11 protein-coding genes are annotated in these 18273 nt (G+C 73.2%); 3 read left to right on the top strand and 8 right to left on the bottom strand.

Annotated elements, in window-relative coordinates:
- Window positions 1-88: 88 nt before the first annotated feature.
- The 7 genes from ACFYO9_RS16160 to ACFYO9_RS16130 form a co-directional block, all read right to left on the bottom strand.
- Window positions 89-1081, bottom strand: coding sequence for a BadF/BadG/BcrA/BcrD ATPase family protein (locus ACFYO9_RS16160; RefSeq protein WP_358776067.1), 993 nt, complete (start codon window positions 1079-1081; stop codon window positions 89-91).
- Window positions 1072-2337: a 6-phospho-beta-glucosidase gene (locus ACFYO9_RS16155; protein ID WP_358776065.1), complete on the bottom strand. Its 1266-nt coding sequence runs from the start codon at window positions 2335-2337 to the stop codon at window positions 1072-1074. Before ACFYO9_RS16155 ends, ACFYO9_RS16160 begins: the two co-directional genes overlap by 10 nt.
- Before the next feature lie 8 nt (window positions 2338-2345).
- Entirely contained in the window at window positions 2346-3251 is a 906-nt protein-coding gene (locus ACFYO9_RS16150) for a carbohydrate ABC transporter permease (RefSeq protein ID WP_358705305.1), read from the bottom strand.
- Between the two features lie 6 nt (window positions 3252-3257).
- A complete protein-coding gene (locus ACFYO9_RS16145) occupies window positions 3258-4193 on the bottom strand; it encodes a sugar ABC transporter permease (RefSeq protein WP_355808153.1) in 936 nt (311 codons plus the stop codon).
- An 18-nt stretch (window positions 4194-4211) separates the two neighbouring features.
- The gene (locus ACFYO9_RS16140) at window positions 4212-5552 is read right to left on the bottom strand and encodes an ABC transporter substrate-binding protein (protein ID WP_355808155.1); all 1341 of its coding nucleotides are present in this window, start codon (window positions 5550-5552) and stop codon (window positions 4212-4214) included.
- 74 nt (window positions 5553-5626) lie between these two features.
- Entirely contained in the window at window positions 5627-6811 is a 1185-nt protein-coding gene (locus tag ACFYO9_RS16135; RefSeq protein WP_358776062.1) for an ROK family transcriptional regulator, read from the bottom strand.
- A gap of 3490 nt (window positions 6812-10301) precedes the next feature.
- Complete coding sequence (locus ACFYO9_RS16130; protein WP_388666331.1) at window positions 10302-11384, bottom strand: mechanosensitive ion channel family protein; 1083 nt, start codon at window positions 11382-11384, stop codon at window positions 10302-10304.
- A gap of 310 nt (window positions 11385-11694) precedes the next feature.
- Between ACFYO9_RS16130 and ACFYO9_RS16125 the strand changes: the two genes are divergently transcribed.
- Window positions 11695-12231: an HNH endonuclease gene (locus tag ACFYO9_RS16125; RefSeq protein ID WP_150184145.1), complete on the top strand. Its 537-nt coding sequence runs from the start codon at window positions 11695-11697 to the stop codon at window positions 12229-12231.
- Between the two features lie 89 nt (window positions 12232-12320).
- Here the strand turns inward: ACFYO9_RS16125 and ACFYO9_RS16120 are convergent, their stop codons facing one another.
- Complete coding sequence (locus ACFYO9_RS16120; protein ID WP_358776060.1) at window positions 12321-15305, bottom strand: beta-N-acetylglucosaminidase domain-containing protein; 2985 nt, start codon at window positions 15303-15305, stop codon at window positions 12321-12323.
- Between the two features lie 417 nt (window positions 15306-15722).
- Here ACFYO9_RS16120 and ACFYO9_RS16115 point away from each other — a divergent pair, with 417 nt between their 5' ends.
- Complete coding sequence (locus tag ACFYO9_RS16115) at window positions 15723-16031, top strand: hypothetical protein (RefSeq protein WP_358776058.1); 309 nt, start codon at window positions 15723-15725, stop codon at window positions 16029-16031.
- Window positions 16031-18268 (top strand): 4-alpha-glucanotransferase, encoded by a 2238-nt coding sequence (malQ, locus tag ACFYO9_RS16110; protein ID WP_358776056.1) that lies wholly within the window; start codon window positions 16031-16033, stop codon window positions 18266-18268. Before ACFYO9_RS16115 ends, malQ begins: the two co-directional genes overlap by 1 nt.
- Window positions 18269-18273 lie beyond the last annotated feature (5 nt).

Below are 18273 nucleotides of genomic sequence, written 5' to 3'. Positions count from 1 at the left end.
TTGAGGGGGGTTCGGTTCCCTGCCCTGCCCTGCCCTGCCCTGCCCCGCGCACGGGGCGCGGGGCGCGGGGCGCGGGGTGGCGATCCGGTCAGCCGTGCGCGACGCCCTCGTACTGCTCCCGCACCCGCGCGAACACCCGCGACTGCGCGCCCACCCGGTCCAGGCCGAGCAGGGCCGCGCCGAGCACCGGCCGCGCGACGACCACCCGGGGCACGGCCTTCGGCGCCCGCTCGGCGAGCAACATCCGCACCCGATCGTCGAGTTGGGGGTGTCTGGCGGCCAGTACGCTGCCGCCGAGCAGGACCGGCGCCGACTCGTCGAGCAGGCCGAGCCGGTCCAGGGCGACGCCCGCCATGGCCGCCACCTCGTCGGCCATCCGGTCCACCAGCGACCGGGCGACGGCGTCGCCGCCCGCCGCGGTGACGAACAGCACCGGCGTCAGCTCGTGCCGCCGCACCGCGGCGATGTGCCCCAGGTGCAGCGCCTCGATCAGCGCGTACATCGACTCCAGGCCGAAGTGCGCGGGCAGCGTCTCGCGCAGCGCGGTGCCGGGCCCGCGCCCGTCCTCGGCGCGCGCCGCGTGCCACAGCGCCTCCTCGGCGAGGGCGGCGCCCCCGCCCCAGTCGCCGGAGATGCGGCCGATGGCGGGGAAGCGGGCGGTGCGGCCGTCCGGCAGCATGCCGACGCAGTTGATGCCCGCACCGCAGACCACGGCGACACCGCGCGGCTCCGCGTCCTCCAGGAGCCCGGCGCGCAGGACGGCGAAGGTGTCGTTGTACACCTCGACGGAGGACCCCCACCCGCGCAGCCGCAGCGCCTCGGCCAACTGCCGTTCCTCCACCGGCAGATCGGCGTTGGCCAGACACGCCGACACATGGCCGACGGAGTCGGTGCCGGCCTCGGCGAACGCCCGCGCCACCGCCGCCGCGAGGATGTCCACCGCGGTCTCGACGCCGACCAGCGGCGGCTGGAACCCGCCGCCGCGGGCCGCGCCGACGACGCTGCCGTCGGCCGCGACCACCGCGACGTCGGTCTTGCTGTTGCCCGCGTCGATCGCGAGCACGCTCGTGCCTACGCCCACGCCAGGTGCTCCCGGTTGTGCGCGACGAGGCGGTCCGTGAGCTGCTCGGCGTGCGCGTACTGGCCCACCAGCGGGTGCGCGAGCAGCGCCTTGAAGACACGCTCGCGGCCACCGTGCAGCGCGGCCTCCAGCGCCAGGTCCTCGTAGCCGGTGACGTGGGCGATCAGCCCGGAGTACAGCGGGTCGAGCCTCGGTACGGGCAGGGGCGCGGCGCCCGAGCCGTCCACCGTGGCCTGCACCTCGATGACCGCGTCGTCGGGCAGGAACGGCAGAGTGCCGTTGTTGACGGTGTTCACCACCTGGTGGCGGCTGCCCCCGTTGCCGAGCAGCGAGGCCGCGAGGTCCACGGCCGCCTCCGAGTAGAAGGCGCCGCCGCGCCTGGCGAGCAGCTCCGGCTTCTCGTCCAGGGCCGGGTCGCCGTACATCGTCAGCAACTCCTGCTCCATCGCGGCGACTTCGGCGGCGCGCGACGGCTTGGTGCGGAGCTCTTCGACGACGGCGTCGTGCTGGTAGAAGTAGCGCAGGTAGTACGAGGGGACGACGCCGAGCCGGTCGACGATCGCGCGCGGCATGCGCAGGTCCTCGGCGACCGCGTCCCCGTGCTCGGCGAGCAGCTTCGGCAGGATGTCCTCGCCGCCGGGCCCGCCGAGCCGTACCCCCGTCTCCCAGGTGAGGTGGTTGAGGCCCACGTGGTCGAGGTGCACCTCGGCGGGCGCGACGTCGAGCAGCCGCGCGAACTTCCGCTGGAAGCCGATCGCCACGTTGCACAGGCCGACGGCCTTGTGCCCGGCCTGCAGCAGCGCACGGGTGACGATGCCCACCGGGTTGGTGAAGTCGATGATCCAGGCGTCGGGGTTGGTGCGCCGGACGCGCTCGGCGATGTCGAGGACGACCGGCACCGTGCGCAGCGCCTTGGCAAGGCCGCCCGCGCCGGTGGTCTCCTGGCCGACGCAGCCGCACTCCAGCGGCCAGGTCTCGTCCTGCTGCCGGGCCGCCTGGCCGCCGACGCGCAGCTGGAGCAGGACCGCGTCGGCGTCGGCGACGCCTGCGTCCACGTCGGACGTGGTGACGATGCGGCCCGGGTGGCCCTGCTTGGCGAAGATGCGCCGCGCGAGGCCGCCCACCAGCTCCAGACGGTCGGCCGCCGGGTCCACGAGGACGAGCTCCTCGACCGGCAGGGTGTCCCTCAACCGGGCGAATCCGTCGATGAGTTCGGGTGTGTAGGTCGACCCTCCGCCGACCACTGCGAGCTTCATACCGTTTCTCAGCCCTTTACTCCGGTGAGGGTGACGCCTTCGACGAAGGCCTTCTGTGCGAAGAAGAAGATGACGATGACGGGCGCCATGACGAGCAGCGTCGCGGCCATGGTCATGTTCCAGTTGACGCTGTGGGCACTCTTGAACGACTCCAGGCCGTAACTGAGCGTCCAGGCGCCGGGGTTCTGGGCCGCGTAGATCTGCGGCCCGAAGTAGTCGTTCCAGCAGTAGAAGAACTGGAAGAGCGCGATGGCCGCGATGCCGGGCTTGGCCATCGGCACCACGATCTTCACCAGCGTACGGAACTCACCGCAGCCGTCGACCTTCGCGGACTCGATGTACTCCTTGGGGATGGTCAGGAGGAACTGCCTGAGCAGGAAGATCGAGTACGCGTCGCCGAACGCCATCGGGATGATCAGCGGCCACAGCGTGCCCGACAGATGGAACTGCTGCGCCCACACCAGGTACATCGGGATCACGATGACCTGCGGCGGCAGCATCATCGTCGAGATGACGAGCAGCATCGCGGTGCGCCGGCCGCGGAAGCGGAACTTGGCGAGCGCGTACGCCACCGGGATAGCCGAGCAGACCGTGAAGAGGGTGCCGAGCCCCGCGTACAACAGCGAGTTGCGCCACCAGTCCAGGAAGCCGGGCGTCTCGAACACGGCCTGGTAGTTGGACCAGTGCCACGCGTCGGGCCACAGGTCGCCGCTCATCGCCTGCGAGTCGCTCATCACCGACGTCAGGAAGACGAAGACGAACGGCAGGACGAAGAGCAGCGCGACGGCTATCGCCATGCTGTGCACGGCTATCCAGTGCAGGGTGCGCTTGCGGCGGGCGCGGGCGGCGGCCGGGCCGCGTTCCCGGGAGGCGGGGGCCGCGGTGGTCGGGGCGCCGAGAGTCGTGGTCGTCATGAGTCCTCAGTCCTCCGCCGCGAGCAGCCCGGAGCGCTTGCGCATCAGGAGCGTCGTCACGGCCATGGCGATGGCGAAGAGCACGAGCGAAAGCACGCACGCGGCGCCGGTGTTGAAGTTCTGGAAGCCCATCTGGTAGACGAGCTGGGGGACCGTGAGGGTCGAGTGGTCCGGGTAGCCGGGCTGGATCACCGAGCCGGGGCCGATGTTGACGCCGGACGCGACCTTCCCCGCGACCAGGGCCTGCGTGTAGTACTGCATGGTCTGGACGACACCCGTGACCACCGCGAACATCACGATGGGCGTGATCGCGGGCCAGGTCACGTACCGGAACTTGGCGAAGGCGCCCGCGCCGTCCAGGTCTGCGGCCTCGTACTGCTCCTTCGGCACGTCGAGCAGCGCCGCCATGAAGATCACCATCAGGTCGCCGATGCCCCACAGGGAGAGCAGCACGAGCGAGGGCTTGGCGGTGTCGGGGTCGTTGAACCAGTTGGGCCCGGAGATGCCGACCGCGTCCAGGATCTCGTTCACCGGTCCGGTGCCCGGGTTGAGCAGGAAGACGAAGGCGACGGTGGCGGCGACCGGTGGGGCGAGGTAGGGGAGGTAGAAGGCGGTGCGGAAGAAGCCGGCGCCCGTCTTGATCTTCGTGATGAGCAGCCCGAGCGAGAGCCCGAAGACCACCCGCAGCGCCACCATGACCACGACCAGCCAGAGGGTGTTCCACAGGGCGGGGCCGAACAGCGGCATCTGCTCGAACACGTACTTCCAGTTCCTGAGGCCCACGAAGGTGGGCTCCTTGATCTGGTTGTAGTGCATGAACGAGAAGTAGACGGTGGCGATCAGCGGGTACGCGAAGAAGACGCTGAACCCGACCAGCCAGGGGGAGAGGAAGCCCAGCGTGCGCAGTCTGCGGCGCGCGGGGTTGGAGAGGGTCATTGCCATGGCGGGGTCCTCGGCTTGTCAGCTCTTCGACTGGAGGGTGTCGGCGTCGATCTGCTCGTCGAGCTTCGTCAGGCCCTTGCGCAGGTCGGGGACGCGTCCGGCCTCCGCGGAGTACGAGAAGTCCTGCAGCGAGACGACGTAGGCGCCGCCGTTGACGGAGGGCGGCAGGGCCTTGCTGTGCTTGTTCTCCAGGATGTCGAAGAAGGTCCGGAAGGTCGGATCGGCGTCCAGCTTCGGTGACTTGAGCGCGGCGAAGGTGGAGGGGACGTTGTGGATGGCGTTCGCGAACTCGACCACCTGCCGTGTGTCCGCCGTCAGGAAGCGCACCAGCTCCCACGCGGCGTTCTGGTGCTTGCTGCTGTGCGCGATGCCGGCGACGGTACCGGTGATGAAGCCGCGCCCGTATGTGTCCGCCTGGTCGTCGGGGACGGGCAGCGGGGCCACGCCCCAGTCGAAGTCGGCCTTGGCCTCCTTCAGCATCAGGCCGCGCCACTCACCGTCCAGGTGCATCGCGACCTTGCCGGTCAGGAAGGCGTTCTGGCTGGACATCTCGTCGCCGAAGGTGAGGCGGAACCGTTCGAGGTCGCCGTAACCACCCTGCGCGTCGGCGAGTTGGCGCGCCGTCTTGAAGAACGCGTACGTCGACGGTTCGTCGGCGAGCCGCGCGTCCCCGTTCTTGTCGAAGTACCGGGGGCCCCACTGGGCGAAGAGGCGGTCCGGACTGTTCTGGTAGAAGCGGAAGTTGGGCATGAACCCGACGCGCTTGTACGAGTTCGTGCCGCGGCGCACGGTCAGCTTCTTGCTGACCTCCTTGAACTCGGACATGGTGCGCGGCGGCCGCTCGATGCCGGCCTCGCGGTAGGCGTCCTTGTTGTAGTACATCCCGTAGGCGTCCGCGAGGAGCGGCAGGGCGCACTGCTTGCCCCGGTAACTCGTGTAGTCGAGGAGCGTCTTGGGGAACGTCTTGCGCTTGTCGAGGCCGGTCTTCGCCATGAACGGGTCGAGGTTCGCCCACATCCCCGAGTCGCAGTACTGGCCGACGTTGTTGGTGGTGAAGGACGACACGACGTCCGGGGCCTTGTCGCCGCCCGCCCGCAGGGCCTGGTTGATGGTCTCGTCGGAGACGTTGCCGGTGGCCTGCACCTTGATGTTCGGGTGCAGCTTCTCGAACCGGTCGATGCTGTCGTTCACGGCCTTGACCTCGCCGGGCGTCGCCCAGCCGTGCCAGAACTTCAGGGTGACGGGCTTGGTGGGGTCGTCGTTCGCGCTGCCGACGCTCGGGTTGACGCAGCCGGAGAGCAACAGGCCGGCTGCGGCGAGCGCGGCGGACGCGCAGGTGGGCATGCGCCATCGCGGCATGGCGGACTTCCTTTGCGGGAGGGGGAGGTGGCGGTGCGGGGGGCTGGTGCGGTGGGCTGTTGTTCGGGGGTATCTCAGGCCGTGTCGAAGACCTGGTCGCGGGCCTGGGTGAGGGCCGAGCGGAGGGCGCCGGTGAGGATCGGGTCGCCGTCGAGTTCGCTGATGCGGATCTGCGGGCGGGGGAGGGCGAGCCCGGTCAGCTCCGCCTCGACCCTGACCCGCAGCTTGTCGCCGCCGGCCTGGGCCACCGAGCCGGACAGCACGACGAGTTCGGGGTCGACGACGGCGACGACCGCGGCGATGCCGGTGGCGATGCGGCGGGCGACCTCGCCGAGCGCGGTGTCGTCGGCCATGACCTCGTCCAACGTGGCGCCGCCGCCGGTGAGTTCGCGGACGACGTACGCGGAGACGAGGCTCTCGAAGCCGCCGTTGCCGCCGCCCTTGCCTTCGCCGCGTTGCAGTGGGGCGCCGGGGAGCGGCATGTAGCCGATCTCGCCCGCCCCGCCGGTCGCGCCGCGCAGCAGGGTGCCGCCGAGCACGATGGCGGCGCCGACTCCTTCGTCGAGCCAGGTGAGCACGTAGTTGTCGTGGTCCTGGGCGGCGCCCTCGTACTGCTCGGCGACGGCGGCCAGGTTCACGTCGTTCTCGATGTCGACGGGCGTGCCGAGGACGGCGGCGAGATCGTCGCGCAGCGTCCGCGAGTGCCAGCCCGGCAGGTGCGGGGCGTACCGCAGCTGGCCGGTGTGCGGGTCGATGGCGCCGGGGGTGCCGATGACGGCGGCGCGCAGGTCGTCGTGGCCGAGCCCCGCCTGACGCAGGGCGCCGTCGACGGCTTCGGTGACGAGCTGGGCGGTACGGTGCCGGACGTCCTCGGCGACGGCGTCGGCCTCCACGCGCTCGCGGCCGAGGACGGTGCCGGTGATGTCGGCGACGAGGGCGGTGATGCCGGTGGGGTCGGCGGACAGCGCGGCGACGTGGCCGGCGCCGGGGTCGATCTCGTACAGCAGGGCGTTGGGGCCGGGGCGTCCGCTGAGGCTGCCGGTGGTGTGGACGAGCCCGGCGGCCTCGAGCCGGCCGAGGAGCTGCGAGGTGGTGGGCTTCGACAGTCCCGTGAGCTCGCCGATCCGGGTACGGGTGAGGGGGCCGTGGGCGACGAGGAGGTCGAGGACGGCCCGGTCGTTCATGGCGCGCAGGACGCGGGGGGTTCCCGGGGTGCCCGGAGTCCCCGGGAAGCCCGGGGTGCTGCCTGCTGCCGTCATGCGACGCCCGCCTTTCGACCGCTAACTGTTAGGAAACTTTCCAATTGGTGGGACCGTACGGCTGGCGTGAATGGGGCGTCAAGAGTGAACGGCTTCGCGGCTACGAAGTCGTTATCTCGGGGGGTGGGTGTTGCGTGGGGTGCGGTGGCGGTGGCTTCGGTGGGCCGGTGCCTTTGCCGGTGGGCGGGGCCGCCCGGGGTTGTGCGGAGTGTGGCGGTTCCGGGCCGCGAGTAAAGGCCGCTCCACCCTTGACTCCTCTCCCTACACCGCGCGTTGACTCTTGACCCGGACGGCCGGGGGTGAGGCGGCGGGCTCTGCTGGGTTGGGTCATCCCCTTTCGCGGCCGGGTGCGGCCCGGATCATCGGGGGCGGGGGCCACGGTCGGGGCTGGGCCAGGAGGTCACCCTTTGGTGGGCCGGTGGCGTTGAAGGTCACCGGGGCCGTCCGGGGTTTTGCGGAGTGTGGCGGTTCCGGGCCGGCAGTAAAGGGCGCTCCGCTGCGCTACGCGTCGGCTTCGCCGATTGCGCTGCGCTCCACCCTTGACTCCCGTCCCTCCACCGCGACTTGACCTTCGACCCGGACGGCCAGGGGTGGGGCCGGCGGGAACCGGGGGTTGGGTCATCACGTCTCGCTGCCGGGTGCGGGCCGGCCCAACGTGGGCGCGGGCCACGGTACGAGCCCGGCCCACGGCCGGTGTGGTCGGGTCATCGGCTCTCGCTGCCGGGTGCGGACCGGCTCATCGTGAGCGGATGCCACGGTGCCGGCTCGGCCCACGGCCGGTCTAGTCGGGTCATCGCCTTCGTGGCCGGGTGCGGCCCGGCTCATCGTGGGCGGAGGCCACGGTGCGTGCTCGGTCAGGTATGCGGCCTCGCCGCTCGGGTCATCGGCTCGCGCTGCCGGGTGCGGACCGGCCCATCGTGGGCGGGTGTGAGAGTTTGGGTCAGCCGCGCGGCATCCGTGCTCGGGGCATCGGCTTTCGCGGCTGAGTGCGGCCCGGCCCATCGCGCGCCGACGCCCCGGTGCCTGCTCGGCTAGCCCGGTGGCCTCCCCGCTTGGGTCATCACCTTTCGTGGCCGGGTGCGGTCCGGTCCATCGTGAGCCGACGTCAGGGTCTGGGCTCGGCCGGGCGAGCGGTCTTACTTCAGGTGCGGGGGCAGGGGGCAGGCACCAACTTCGGCAAAGTTGCGAACCGGTTCGTTGCGCGCCCCCCTCTCGCGCCGAGTGCGCCACCCCCCCCATGCCTCTAGACAACTGACCGCCTTGGGCAGGGGCCAAGGTCGGGGCTCGGCCAGCCGCGCGGCATCGCCGCCGGGGTCATCGGCTCGCGTTGCCGGGCGCGGACCACCCCATCGTGGGCGGGTCTCAGGGGCGGGGGTCCGCCCGCCACCCGGCATCGCGGCTCGAGTCATAGGCTTTCGCGGCTGGGTGCGGTCCGGTCCGGCGTGGGCCGATGTCGGGGCCGGGGCTCGGCCCGCCGCCCGGGATGGCTGCTCGGGTCGTAGGCTTTCGCGGCCGAGTGGGGTTCGGTCCATCGTGGGCCGATGCCCCGGTGCGTGCTCGGTCACCCCGGCGGCTACCCCGGGTCCTCCGTCTTCGCGGCCGAGTACGGGTTGGCTCATCGTGGGCGGCGGCGCGGGCCCCCCGGCGGCTTCGCCGGTCGGGTCATTGGCTCGCTTCGCCGGGTGCGGCCCGGCCCATCGTGGGCGGGCGCCACGGTGCGCGCTCGACCAGCCACGCGGCCTCGCGGCTCGGGCCATCACCTCCCGCCGCCGGGTGCGGGCGGGCTTATCAGGGATGGGTGTCAGGGGCGAGGCTCGGCCGTCCACGCGGCTTCGCTGTTCGGATCATCGGCTCGCGCGGCCGGGTGCGGTCCGGCCCGTCGCCGGCAGGTGCCACCCCGGTGGCCCTACCGCTCGGGTTATGGGCTCGCGTTGCCGTGTGCGGTCCGCTCATCGCACAGCCGGAGCTCGGCCCGCCACCCGGCTTCGCTGCTCGGGTCATCCACCCTCATGCCGGGTGCGGGCAGCTCATCGTGGGGCGGGCGCATGGTCATAGGTCGGAGTGCGTATCGAGCCGCCGATGCAGCCCGAGGCGCTGGGGGTCTGGCACCTACTTCGGGAAAGTTGCGAAGCGGGTCGCCGCGCGCCCCCATGGCACCACCCGCGCGCCGCCAGAAAGGGGAGCAATCGAGATCAAAGGGTCCCGGCCCACCATCAGACTCCGTAACTCCACCGAACTCGCCTCCCCTCAGACCTCATGGGTCACAGAACCCCACCTGCCACACGCACCCCACCTCCCGCAGGGAACGCGCCAGGCCCATCCGTTCTGGCGGACGTGGTGGTTCCGGGGGCGCTTGGGGTGTGGCAGGGGGGCGTGCGGCATATTCATTCGCAACTTTCCCAAAGTAGGTGACAGACCCTCTGCGGCGGCGGTCCCGCAGTGTTCCTTTCACTGCGCGCCTCGACCGTGACGGCCACTGACGATGAGCCGCCCCGCACCCGGCCGAGCGCACACTCGGGTGTCGGCTCACGTTGGGCCGGTCCGCAGTCGGCAGGGAGGGGGCAAGGCCCGGCCCGACAGGCCGTGCGGTGGGCCGAGCTCACACCGTGGCCGCCGTCCACGATGGGCCGGTCCGCACCCGGCGGTGAGAGGTGATGGCCCGAGCAGCGAAGCCGGGCGGCTGGCAGGGCGCAGACCGTGGCTGCGCCCACGATGGATCGGTCCGCGCCCGGCCACGAAGGTGATGGCGCGAGCGGCGAGGCCGCCTGCTGGCCGCGCCCGCACCGTGGCACCCACTCACGATGAGCCGGGCCGCACCCGGCCGTGAAAGCCGATGACCCGACCAGGCTGGCCGTTGGCCGAGCTCGCACCGGGGCCTCAGCCCACGTTGGACCGGTCCGCACCCGGCAGCGAAACGTGATGACCCGAGCAGAGAGGTCCGCCGCCTCACCCCTGGCCGTCCGGGTCGAAGGTCAAGTCGCGGTGGAGGGGCGGGAGTCAAGGGTGGAGCGGAGCGGAATCGGCGGAGCCGACGCCCGTAGGGCGCCCTTTACTGCCGGCCCGGAGGCGCCACACTTCGCAAAACCCCGGGCGGCCCCGGTGGCCTTCAACGTCTCCGGTCCACTGCCGGGTGACCTCCGGGCCCTCCGCTGTCCGGGGCGAACGGCAACGTGTGAGGGAGGGGCGGGAGTCAAGGTCGGCCCGGACGCGTCACACTCCGCAAAACCCCGGGCGGCCCCGGTGACCTTCAACGTCCCCGGTCCACCGCAGGGTGACCTCCGGGCCCTCCGCTGTCCGGGGCGAACCGCAACGTGCGGGGAAGGGACGGGAGTCAAGGCCGTCGACCCCGAGGCGTCACACTCCGCAAAACCCCGGGCGGCCCCGCCCACCCTCAACGCCACTGGCCCACCGCAGGGTGACCTCCAGGCCCTCCGCTGTCCGTGGCGAACGGCCTCCGCAAACCCCCGGGCGGCCACCACACACACGAGGACTACTTCGACATGTTCGGAGGCGGCGGCGGTATCGGAGACGCCGCCAGCGACTGGGGAGACGTCGCCGAGGCGTACGCGGAGGGCGCCGCGACGGCGGCCGACGGGTCGGCGGGGTCCTCCGCCACCGCGAGCTGCAGGCCACCCACGATGCGGATCCCCGCCTCGTCGAACGCCCGCTTGATGCGCCACCGAAGCTCCCGCTCCACCCCCAGGGACTTCCCCGGCATGGTCTTGGCGGAGACCCGCACCACCATGGAGTCGAGAAGCACGCTGTCCAGGCCGAGAATCTCCACCGGCCCCCAGAGCCGCTCGTTCCACGGCTCGTCCTTGGCCATGGTCTCGCCGACCTCCGCCAGCGTCGCCTTCACCTTCTCCAGGTCCTCGTCCGGGCGGACGGTCACGTCGACGCCCGCCGTGGACCAGCCCTGCGACAGGTTCCCGATCCGCTTGACCTCGCCGTTGCGCACGTACCAGATCTCGCCGTTGTCGCCGCGCAGCTTCGTCACGCGCAGGCCGACCTCGATGACCTCGCCGGAGGCGACCCCCGCGTCGATGGAGTCGCCGACCCCGTACTGGTCCTCGAGGATCATGAAGACGCCGGAGAGGAAGTCCGTGACGAGGTTGCGCGCGCCGAAACCGATCGCCACGCCCGCCACACCCGCCGAGGCGAGCAGCGGGGCCAGATTGATCTCGAAGGCGCCGAGGATCATGAGCCCGGCCGTGCCGAGGATCAGGAACGAGGCCACCGAACGCAGGACCGAACCGATCGCCTGCGAGCGCTGGCGGCGGCGTTCCACGTTCACGAGGAGGCCGCCGAGCGCCGTGCCGTCCACGGCCTGCGCCGTGCGGTTCATGCGGTCGATCAGCTTGGTGATGGCGCGGCGCACCAGCACGCGCAGGACCAGGGCTATCGCGACGATCAGGACGATGCGCAGACCGATGCCGAGCCAGGTGGACCAGTTCTGCTCGACCCAGCTGGCCGCGTTCGTGGCGCTCTCCTGGGCGTCCTCGAACGTGGGCGGCTTCTGCGTCGGCTTGTCGTCCGGGTCCGTTCCGGCTGCCGACAGGACGGACAAGAACACTGCGGGTACCTCCAGGTATCGCGGCCTGCCCGGGAGGTGAGAGCGGCTCGACGGAGACGAACCGCGGGTCCGGGCAGACACACCACACTAACGGGGCATCGTGTGTGGATCGTTGTCATCTTCGCGGGAGAGACGGTGCTCACCTGGGGAAGAACCAAGGGACGTCCCGTCGCCGGCGCCGGCTGTGGTCGAAAACACTTCAAGGCCGTTACGGGCACATGCTGGCGCGACGACCAGGCATGAGGGGAGACTGGCTGCAGATCGTCCCGGCGCGAGCCACGCGCCGCCGGCGTACAAGGAGGCATCCGCCGTGCCGCATGTCTTGGTCCTCAACGCGTCGTACGAGCCCCTCGGCGTCGTACCGCTCCGCCGCGCGCTCGTCCTCGTCCTGGAGAACAAGGCTCTCTGCCTCGAGGAATCCGGCGCCTTCATGCACAGCGCAACGCGCACCGTCCCCGCACCCAGCGTGGTCCGCCTCAAGCGGTTCGTGCGGGTCCCCTACCGGGGGCCCGTTCCGCTGACCAGGCGGGCGCTGTTCGCCCGCGACGGCGGTCGGTGCATGTACTGCGGTGGCGTCGCAACCAGCGTCGACCACGTCATTCCGAAGAGCCGGGGCGGCCAGCACGCCTGGGACAACGTGGTGGCCTCGTGCCGCCGCTGCAACCACGTCAAGGCCGACCGCCACCTGATGGAGCTCGGGTGGCGACTGCGGCACAAACCCGCTCCGCCCTCCGGCCTCGCCTGGCGCATCATCGGGACCGGACACCGTGATCCGCGCTGGCTGCCGTACTTGCAGCCGTTCGGCGCGGACGACGCGATGGCCCGGATCGACGGCATCTCCGCCTAGCTCGCGATCCGGGCTCTGTTGTACGCGGCCGTACGTACGCGGATGCCGTACCCGGCCGTACGGGATGCCGCGTACGCGGGCGTCGGGGTTCACTCCCCGGCGACTGCGTACGCCTGCACCGACCAGAGCGAGCAGCCGAACCGCGTGGCGCGCCGGTCGCCCCGCACGCGGAGGAAACGGGTGTCACGCGCGTCCATCCGGACCGACTCGCGGCCGCCCCGGCCGTGCCGCACCGTGGCCGCCGTGCGCCAGGTCCTGCCGTCGGCCGAGGTCTGCACGCGGTACCGGGCGGCGTACGCGTCCTGCCAGCGCAGCACGACCTCGCCGAGCCTGACCGGCCGCGCCAGCTCCACCTGCCACCACGCCCCGTCCTCGGCCGGCGAGGACCAGCGGGTCCTCGGGTCGCCGTCGACGGCGGCCGACGCCGGGAAGTCCTTCGTCTCGTCGCCCGAGGAGTCCGCCCGCGCGCCGCGCGCCAGGTCGGGTCCGGCGGTACGGGGTACGGCGCGGACGGTCACCGTGCGGCTCTCCCCGCCGAAGGCCACCGGGACCTCGTACGTCCCCGCGCGGGTGCCCGCCGGGACCGTGATGTCGACCGGTACGTCGACCTTCGTGCCGCGCGGCAGCGTGGCCGGGCCGGGAGCCGTCACCTCGACGCCCCGCGGCGCCTTCACCCGCAGCTGTCCGCGGACGTCGGCGGGGCGCAGCGGGCGGAGCTCCGCCGTGACCCGGCTCGGGCCGCCGCCGATCTCCACGTCGGCCTCGGCGCGGCTCAGCGCCAGGCGGGCCGCCGGGCCGTCGGCGAACCAGGGCACGAGGTGACGGACCGCGCCGGCCGCGCCGTGGGCGGGAACGACACGGACGGCGTCCGCGTGCCGCGGGGTGGTGCCCGCGTCGCGGCCGTCGCTCCGTGGAGGCGGAGGCGGAGGCGGAAGGTGCAGCTCCGTGAAGCCGCTCCGCGCGAGCGCCCCGAGCCGTCGCCAGCCCTTGCCGGGGACGTGCGCCTCCACGGCGCCGCCGGTGCCGGGGTCGGTGAGCGCCGTCACCGCGGTCAGCGCGCGGGTGCGGCCGAAGCGGGCCGTCGCCCCGTCGGTCGCCCGCTCGCCGTCGGTCCCCGCCCACGCCGCGTACGCCTGGAGCGCACGTGCGAGGAACGGGTCGAGGACGCCCTTGCCGACGGTGACGCCGCCCTCCTTGAGCTCCTTGCGGAGCGCGGTCACCCTGCGTGCGCCCCGCCAGGCCGCCGCGCCGTCCCCGGCGGACTGCGCGCCCAGCAGGTCCACGGCGGCCTCGCCCGCCGCCCCGTACCGCGCCAACTGCGCGATCCAAGGGCGCACCTCACGGTCGAGCTCGCTGCCGGCCAGATGGCGCGGCGCCCCGCGCATCACGGTGAAGGCGGCGCGCAGCCGTTTCGCCGCGCCTTCGGCGGCCGCCCGGTCCGGTTCCGTGCGGGTGCGCCAGAAGGCGGCCATGAGCGGGCGCAGATACGCCGATTCGTCGGCGCCGAGCACGGACGAGGCGTTGTTGCCCGCGAGGGCCCGCAGCGCGCCGCGCGCCTTCGGATCCGCGCCCGCGAGGTCGTCGATGGCGGCGAGCCAGGACGCGTGGGGGCGGTAGGCGCGCGGGTTCCAGGCGTAGTCGGCGGCGGTGAACAGGGGGATGCGGGAGGCGGCAGGCTGCTGCATGGCGTTGCCGAGGAGCGCGGCCGAGCCGGCGGCGACGGCGGGCTGGCGGCCGGTGTAGGGGCCGAGGAAGACGCGGTCCTGCGCGAAGTCGTTGACGGGGTAGTTGTCCAGCGTGACCAGCGGGTGGGGCCCGAACGCGGCGCGGGCGCCCGCGAGTTCGCGCCCGGTGATGGTACGGGGGACGACGCCGACCCCCGTCCAGGCCACCTCGACCCGGTGGTCGAGGCCGCGCGAGAGGGCCGCGCGGTACTCGGTCGTGCCCCGCTGGAAGTACTCGGTCGGCATCAGCGAGAGCGGTCGCGCTCCCGGATGGCGCCGGGCCAGGTGGGCGGCGACGGCGTCGGCGACCCGGGCCTGGGCCCGCGCGGCGGCCGCGGGGCCCGAACCGAACCGCTCGGCGTCCTGCTCGCAGTGCCACTCGCTGTAGCTGACGTCCTGGAACTGCAGCTGGAACGCGCGCACGCCGAGCGCCCACATGGCGTCGATCTTGCGGGTGAGGCCGGCGACGTCCCGGTCGGACGACAGGCACATGGCCTGGCCGGGGGAGACGGCCCAGGCGAGCGTGACGTGGTTGGCGCGGGCCCGCTTGGCGAGCGCGCGAAAGTCGGCGCGCCGGCCGGCGGGGTAGGGCTCGCGCCAGCGGGCCTGGCGGTAGAGGTCGTCGCCGGGGGCGTAGAGGTAGCGGTTCTGTTTGGTGCGGCCCATGAAGTCGAGCTGGGCGAGGCGCTGCGCGCGGGTCCAGGGGGTGCCGTAGAACCCCTCGGTCAGACCGCGCACGGCGGTGCCGGGCCAGTCCCGGATCCGTACGCCGGGCACCCGGCGCGGGCCGTCCCCCGCGCCGATGAGCTGCCGCAGGGTCTGTACGCCGTGGAAGAGGCCGTCCGCGCCGGCGCCCGCGAGGGCAATGGTCTCGCGCCCGGCGACGCGGCCGACGGCCAGGCGGTAGCCGCCCGCGGGCAGGTCGCCGCGCTCGCGGACGCCGAGGGAGCGCAGGGCCGGTTCGGCGCCGGCCCCGCCCGCGCGGACGACGAGGGCGCCGCCCGCGGGGAGCGGATGGCCGTCGCGCACCTCGGTGATCCGCCGGGCGCCGGCGTCGCGCAGGAGGGCGCGCAGGGTGCGCAGGGCGTACGGGTCGGCTTCCGGTGCGACGAGGACGACGTCGTCCCCGACGGTGACGGCGCTTCCGGCGGCGCTCATGGACTGGGGGCGCGGCCAGACGGCGGGCAGGCCGGTGCGGGGGCCGGCGTCCGGGGAGGCGACGGGGGCGTCGGAACTGCCGGGCGTACCGGGTGGTCCGGGGGCCGCGAGGGCGCCGGGCGCGCCGCCGAGTGCTCCCACGATCACGGCGCCCCCGACGGCGGCCGCACCCTTCCTGCGCCGCAGCTGCACGGCCCTCGCCCCTGCTCTCGTTCCCGGGGGTCCTTGCGGTCCCTCGCCTCACCTGTGGCAGCGAGCCCACCACCGACGTGACGGGGGTGTCAACGGGACCCGGTATCGGTCGGGTGATTCTTCGCGGAACCTGCGCGAATCCTGGTGGCGGGGGGTTCGGACTCGGCGGTACGAGGACCGGCGCCACCGCGGAATCGGGCGTTCCGCGGGCCTCCATAAGGGCCCCTGCACCGCGGAGATTCTCCCGGGCGCCACCGCTTCGGAGCCGGTTCTTCCGGGGGCGGTGGGGGCGCGGGAAAACAACTCCCGCGAGGGGAACCTGATGTGACCCAGGACACGTTGAGGCAACGTATACGTCTGCGACCCCGCGCATTGGGTAGGGCTGCCGAGACCTGCCCCCTGAGAAGGAGCTCCCCCATGACCGCTTCCGCGAATCTTCTGCTCTCCGCCCTCTCCAAACAGGTGCCCTACCCCGACGGGGCCGTCTACCCGGACCAGCTCTCCTACCCGGACCGGCTCTCCTTCCCCGACCAGGTGTCCCACCCCGACTCGGGCCTCGACGGCTCGTGCTCCTGCGGCTGCATCGAGCCGCCCCTGACCAGCGAGCCCCCGCTCGCCGACGCCGCGCCGCTGACCAGCGAGCCGCCCCTCGCCGACGCCGCCCCGCTGACGAGCGAGCCCACCTCCACCGGCATGGCCTCGGGCCTGGACTTCATGGCGGTCTGATGGCCCTGACCCGGCTGGCCGCCTCCTACGGCGTGGCCACCTCCTACTCCCCGTCCCCGGGGCGCACCGTTCCGGCCGCCGACGCCGCGGTGATCGCGGCGCTCGCCGCGCTGGACGTGGACGCGAGCACCCCGGAAGCGGCCGGGTCCGCACTGGCCGCGCGCGAGGCGGAGCTGTCCGCGCGCCTGCTGCCGCCGACGGTGGTGGCCTGGACGGACGCCCCCGCGCCGACGACGCGCGCCCCCGCGCCGACGACGCCCGCGACCAGGCCGACGACGCCCGCGACCGCGCCCGACCGGCCCGCCGCCCCCGCCACCTGCGCGCCCCTGGCCGCACTGCCGCCGGGGTCACGGGTACGGGTGGAGCCGGAGGACGGCGGGGTCACGGTCTGGGAGGTGCCGCAGCCGGACGGCCACCGGGGCCCGAGCGGGACGCTCCCCGCCCCTTTGCCCCACGGCGTGCACCGCCTCCGTGTACGCGCCCCGGACGGCCGTGACGCGGACGCCCACCTCATCGTCGCGCCCCGTCGGCTCAGGACTCCCGGGCGGCGTACGCACGGGCTGCTGGTCCAGCTCTACTCCCTGCTGTCCCGTCGCTCCTGGGGCATGGGCGACCTCGGGGACCTCGCCGAACTCGTCGCCTGGTCGGGCCGCGACCTGGGCGCCGGCTTCGTCCAGGTCAACCCGCTGCACGCGGCCGTGCCCGCCCCGCCGGGGGGCCCGGGCGGCGACCCCTCCCCGTACCGGCCCTCCTCCCGGCGCTTTCCCGACCCGGTGCACCTGCGCGTCGAGGCCGTCCCGGAGTTCGCGTACCTGCGGGGCGAGGCCCGCGACCGGGTCGACGCGCTGCGCCGCAGGGCCGCCGAGCTGAGCGAAGGGGTGCTGCGCGAGGGCGCGTTGATCGACCGGGACGCCGTCTGGGAGCTCAAGCGCGAGGCCCTCGAACTGCTCCACGAGGTCCCCCTGGGCCCCGGCCGCCGCGCCGCCTACAGCGCCTTCCTCGCCGATCAGGGCGCCGCCCTGGAGGACCACGCCACCTGGTGCGCCCTCGCCGAGGCGTACGGCCCCGAACCGCACTCCTGGCCCGCCGCCCTGCGCGACCCCGCCTCGGCCGAAACGGCCCGCGCCCGGCGCGAGTTGATGGACCGCGTCGACTTCCACAGCCGACTTGCCTGGCTCACCGACACCCAGCTGGCCGCCGCCCAGCACGCCGCGCGCGAGGCGGGCATGGACATCGGGCTCGTGCACGACCTCGCGGTCGGCGTGCACCCCGGCGGCGCCGACGCCTGGGCCCAGCAGCGCCACTTCGCCCCGCACATGACCGTCGGTGCGCCGCCGGACGCCTTCAACGCGCTCGGCCAGGACTGGGGCCTGCCGCCCTGGCGCCCCGACCGCCTCGCCGAGTCCGGTTACGCCCCGTACCGCGCCCTCCTGCGCGGCCTGCTGCGCAACGCCGGTGCGCTGCGCATCGACCACGTCATGGGGTTGTTCCGGCTGTGGTGGGTCCCCGAGGGGCGCAGGCCCACCGAGGGGACGTACGTGCATTACGACGCCGAGGCGATGCTCGCCGTCCTCACCCTGGAGGCGCACCGCGCGGGCGCCCTCGTCATCGGCGAGGACCTCGGCACCGTCGAGCCCGGCGTCCGCGAGACGCTGCGCGAGCACGGCGTGCTCGGCACCTCGGTGCTCTGGTTCGAGCGGGACTGGGAAGGCACCGGCCGGCCGCTGCCCGCCGCCGACTGGCGCGCCGACTGCGTGGCAACCGCCACCACCCACGACCTGCCGCCGACCGCCGCCCGGCTCACCGGTGAACACGTCCGACTCCGGCACGATCTCGGCCTGTTGACCCGCCCGCTGGCCGAGGAGCGGGCCGAGGCCGCCGCCGACGTGCGCGAGTGGCTCGGCCTGCTCTCCCGGCTCGGCATGCTGCCCGGCGGCACGGGTTCCGAGGAGGACGAGGTGCGCGCCGTGCACCGCTTCCTGCTGGCCACCCCGGCCCGGATGATCGGCATCTGGCTGCCGGACGCGGTCGGCGACCGCCGTCCGCAGAACCTCCCCGGCACCTGGGACCAGTACCCCAACTGGCGGCTGCCCGTCGCCGACACCGCCGGACGCCCCGTCACCCTGGAGGAGCTGACCGCGTCCCCGCGTCTGCACGCGCTCATGGCGGTGTTCCGGGAGGGCGCGGGGCCGGCCGGGAGCCCCCGTACGGCACCCCCGGGCGCGCACCCCGTTTAGGAGTT

This window comes from Streptomyces sp. NPDC005863, assembly GCF_042871345.1.
GTDB lineage: Bacteria > Actinomycetota > Actinomycetes > Streptomycetales > Streptomycetaceae > Streptomyces.
This window is presented reverse-complemented; position numbering and strand designations above follow the sequence as displayed.